The sequence below is a fragment of the Caldisericum insulae genome (assembly GCF_047785965.1).
Lineage (GTDB): Bacteria > Caldisericota > Caldisericia > Caldisericales > Caldisericaceae > Caldisericum > Caldisericum exile_A.
This window is the reverse complement of record NZ_JBLOBF010000024.1, coordinates 1-3,859: the sequence shown is the minus strand read 5'-3', so window position 1 is coordinate 3,859 and position 3,859 is coordinate 1. Positions and strand designations below refer to the sequence as shown.

At 35.5% G+C, this 3,859-nt stretch carries 3 protein-coding genes, 5 tRNA genes and 1 pseudogene; all 9 read left to right on the top strand.

Annotated elements, in window-relative coordinates; translation table 11 throughout:
• Positions 1–462: pseudogene (locus tag ACMV0E_RS08030) on the top strand (glutamate--tRNA ligase); the annotation flags it as partial.
• Positions 455–1,951 (top strand): cysteine--tRNA ligase, encoded by a 1,497-nt coding sequence (gene cysS / locus ACMV0E_RS08025; RefSeq protein ID WP_416085861.1) that lies wholly within the window; start codon positions 455–457, stop codon positions 1,949–1,951. The pseudogene ACMV0E_RS08030 and the gene cysS, both read left to right, overlap by 8 nt.
• Positions 1,944–2,702, top strand: a complete 759-nt coding sequence (rlmB, locus tag ACMV0E_RS08020) for a 23S rRNA (guanosine(2251)-2'-O)-methyltransferase RlmB (protein ID WP_416085860.1) — start codon at positions 1,944–1,946, stop codon at positions 2,700–2,702. The genes cysS and rlmB overlap by 8 nt, the downstream gene beginning before the upstream one ends.
• Positions 2,686–3,219, top strand: coding sequence for a sigma-70 family RNA polymerase sigma factor (locus ACMV0E_RS08015; RefSeq protein WP_416085859.1), 534 nt, complete (start codon positions 2,686–2,688; stop codon positions 3,217–3,219). Before rlmB ends, ACMV0E_RS08015 begins: the two co-directional genes overlap by 17 nt.
• A 174-nt stretch (positions 3,220–3,393) precedes the next feature.
• Positions 3,394–3,469 (top strand) — tRNA-Thr (locus tag ACMV0E_RS08010).
• A 2-nt stretch (positions 3,470–3,471) separates the two neighbouring features.
• Positions 3,472–3,558: transfer RNA gene (locus tag ACMV0E_RS08005), tRNA-Tyr, on the top strand.
• A 3-nt stretch (positions 3,559–3,561) separates the two neighbouring features.
• A tRNA-Gly gene (locus tag ACMV0E_RS08000) sits at positions 3,562–3,636 on the top strand.
• A 3-nt stretch (positions 3,637–3,639) separates the two neighbouring features.
• Positions 3,640–3,716 (top strand) — tRNA-Met (locus tag ACMV0E_RS07995).
• A gap of 26 nt (positions 3,717–3,742) precedes the next feature.
• Positions 3,743–3,818, top strand: a tRNA-Thr gene (locus tag ACMV0E_RS07990).
• The last annotated feature ends 41 nt before the right edge of the window (positions 3,819–3,859 follow it).

Genomic DNA, 3,859 nt, shown 5'->3' with positions numbered 1-3,859 from the left:
CTTATGCAAACTCCTTCAGAGAGAATATATGAAGTTGGAGCTCGAATCGGTATTGACTTTAGCAAAAAACCAAAAGAATGGTGGCTTTCTTTTATTGAGGCAATGAAAGAGCATTTTGACACTGTGAAGGATGTTGAGCGTATATCATCACAGCTTTTTGAAAATTATGAAATAAGGAAAGAAATTATTGATAAACTTAAGGAATACAATTCAAAAGAACTTATTCTGCAATTTAAGAGTAGATTAGAAATGCTTGAACCTTTTACTATGGATTCAATTCTATCAATTATTCGCGAACTTGGCAAAGAACTCAAAATAAAAGGAAAAAATCTCTATTTTCCATTGAGACTTGCAATTACAATGAAGGAAGAAGGAATGGAAGTTCATGAATTTATATATTTCATAGGAAAAGAAGAGTCATTAAGAAGACTGGCAATGGTTTTGGAGGTTTTGGATGCTTAAGATCTACAATGATCTAACAAGAAGACTTGAAGAATTCACAACAAGAGAACCCAATAAGGTATATATGTATGTTTGTGGACTTACCCCCTATGACTATGCACATGCAGGACACGGACGCTCTGCTGTTGTTTATGATGTAATTCATCGATACCTTAGATATCTTGGATACGAAGTTATACATATATCTAACTTCACAGACATTGATGACAAAATTATTGAGAGATCAAATGAACTTAAGGTGAATTTCAAGGAGCTTGCAGAAAAATTTGCATCAATTTATCTTGAAGATCTAAAAAAATTAAATGTTCTCCCTTTATTTGCTTATCCTAGAGCAACCGAATTTATCCCAGAGATAATAGAAATGGTAAAAGTACTTGAAGAGAAGGGATACGCGTACGAGATTTCTGATGGAGTTTACTTTGATGTGAGTAAATTTAAAGATTATGGAAAACTTTCTCACAGAAATATTGAAGAGCTGCAGGCAGGTGCTCGCATTGAAGTTAATCCAGAAAAAAGAAATCCTCTCGACTTTGCTCTATGGAAAAAGGCAAAAGAGGGGGAACCATCCTGGGATAGTCCGTGGGGAAAAGGTCGTCCTGGATGGCACATTGAATGCTCTGCAATGACTCTTAAGATTCTGGGAAACTCATTTGATATTCACGGTGGCGGAGATGATCTTATATTCCCTCATCATGAAAATGAAATTGCTCAATCTGAAGCATATACAGGAGTTGAGCCGTTTGTAAGATTCTGGGTGCATAATGGTATGCTTAATGTAAATAAGGAAAAGATGAGTAAATCTCTTCGTAACTTTTTTAATCTTCACACATTATTAGAAGATTATGATGGGGAGGTTTTAAGATTGTTTTATATATCTGTATCGTATAGGAAGCCTTTAAATTTTGATCTTGAAAGTCTTGAAGTTGCAAGAAAAAATTATGAGTATCTACATAATAGTTATCTTGAATTGAAGAAGTATTTGGCTAAAGGTACCTTAGGCATAAACTCTATTAGGGAACAAATATTCAGTTGGAAAGAACAGTTCCTAAATGCAATGGATGATGATTTTAATACTCCTGTTGCAATTTCGGTACTCTTTGATATATTCAAGTTTTTCAACTCAAATAAAGATAGTATTTCTAAAGAAGATTTAATTTTACTTGATTCTCTACTTAAAGATATGTTTTATATACTTGGCTTTGATAGAATTGGGATTGAAAGGAATATTGATTTCTCCTTTAAAGAAAAAATCGATAGGGTAGTTAGTGAGTTTCTACATGATGAAAGTATAAAGAGAGAACTTGAAGGGAAAGATTTAGGTGATCCAGTTACGGCTCTTAATGCATTGATTGAGATAAGAAACAAATTTAGGAAAGAAAAGAATTTTGCACTTTCTGACAAAATAAGAGATGGACTTAAAGAAATCGGAATAATTTTAGAAGATACAAAAGAGGGAACAAAATATAGATTAGAGGCAACAAATGGATAAAATTAAGAACGAATATTTTATTATAGGCAGAAACCCTGTGCTTGAAGCATTAAGGGCTCATTATCCAATAAGGCTTGTCATCGTTCAAGAAGGAATTGACCTCAAAGAGAGTGTCTTGAATTCAATTTTAGCACATGCAAGGAAGAATGATATTCAAGTCTTATTCAGAGAAAGAAGTTGGTTTGATAGAAGGTTTAAAATAATGAACCATCAAGGTGTAGTTGCTGTAGGTGCTCCATATGAATACAAGGATATTTCGGAACTCAAAATTAAGAAAAATAGTTTGATTCTTATACTTGATCGTATCCAGGATCCGCAAAACTTTGGAGCAATAATAAGGGCCGCCGAATGTGCAGGTGTTAAAGACATAATTATACAGGAGCGGGAATCTTGTGATGTTACTGAGACTGTAATGTCTGTTTCGTCTGGTGCGGTATTCCATGTAAGTATCTATAAGGTTTCAAATTTAGCGCAGGCAATTTCCGAGCTTAAGGAAAACGGAGTTTGGATTATAGGTACAGATATTAATGCGAAAGATCTATGCTTTGAAATTGACTACAAAAATCATCCATTTGCATTCATTATGGGGAACGAAGGAGAAGGTGTAAGGAAAGGCTTGCTTAAAGAGTGTGATTATGTTGTTAAGATCCCTATGAGAGGCAAAGTCAATTCTCTGAATGTTTCCGTTGCAACAGGAATAATCCTTTTTAAAGCATTTGAAGAAAAATTGAAAAATGGAGAGTATAAATAGTTTAAATGAACTTCTTAAATTAGCAAAGACGCACGATAGAAATGCTCAGGAGGAAATCCTTAAGATTTATACACCATTCATTAAAAAGATTGTGCGGTATTATGGTCTTTTTCTTTCTAAAGAAGACAGGGACGATCTTTACCTTGAAGCGCTTTTAGCGGCACTCAAAAGTATTGATGCTTATAACGAAAATTATGGGAATTTTGAAAATTTTTTGTTCATAAATGTTAGAAATAGAATTCTTGATTTTTTACGGAGAAGAAAATTTGAGGTTCCACTTGAAGAAGCAATTTCAAAAACTTATGACTTTGAAAAAGAAATAGAAATTAAAGAAGAAATAGACGAATTCAAAAAATTGCTTGCTCCAAAGGAATTGAAAGTCTTTGAACTATATCTTGATGGCTTTAAAATTGGAGAAATTGCAGATATTCTTCAAGAAGATTACAAGTCAATAGATAACGCAATTCAAAGAATAAAAAAGAAAGTTAAGCAATTTATAGGCTCGAAGTCGGACTAATAATTTTAAGTTGGAAGAATAGAATTTTTAAGAAACGAATATGTTTTAAAGATTTAAGCTCCAAGAAAAGTTTTATCATCTTAAGAGCATTGCCCGATTAAGTAGAAGATTGTTTTTTTAATGAGGTTTACCCCTTGACAAACAGTTCAATATTTGTATAATAAGATTCGGGATGCCGACGTAGCTCAACGGGTAGAGCAACTGACTTGTAATCAGTAGGTTAGCCGTTCAAGTCGGCTCGTCGGCTCCAGTGGGTAGGTAGCCAAGTGGTTAAAGGCGACAGACTGTAAATCTGTTGGCCGTGTGCCTTCGGGGGTTCGAATCCCTCCCTGCCCACCATGTGCGGGAGTGGCTCAGTGGTAGAGCATCAGCCTTCCAAGCTGATCGTCGCGGGTTCGATTCCCGTCTCCCGCTCCAGGTTGCGGGGTGGAGCAGTCAGGTAGCTCGTCGGGCTCATAACCCGGAGGTCGCTGGTTCAAATCCAGCCCCCGCGACCATTAATTTATTTTTAGCTTCCTTTTGAGCCCATGTAGCTCAGTCGGTAGAGCGCGTCCTTGGTAAGGACGAGGTCACCAGTTCAATCCTGGTCGTGGGCTCCATTTTCGTGATTAATGAAAATTATATATAATAGAGATTGCGA

Bases quoted from the DNA above. Each gene is read 5' to 3' on its own strand.
- cysS (WP_416085861.1), top strand. From the start codon at position 455: ATGCTTAAGATCTACAATGATCTAACAAGAAGACTTGAAGAATTCACA.
- rlmB (WP_416085860.1), top strand. From the start codon at position 1,944: ATGGATAAAATTAAGAACGAATATTTTATTATAGGCAGAAACCCTGTG.
- ACMV0E_RS08015 (WP_416085859.1), top strand. From the start codon at position 2,686: ATGGAGAGTATAAATAGTTTAAATGAACTTCTTAAATTAGCAAAGACG.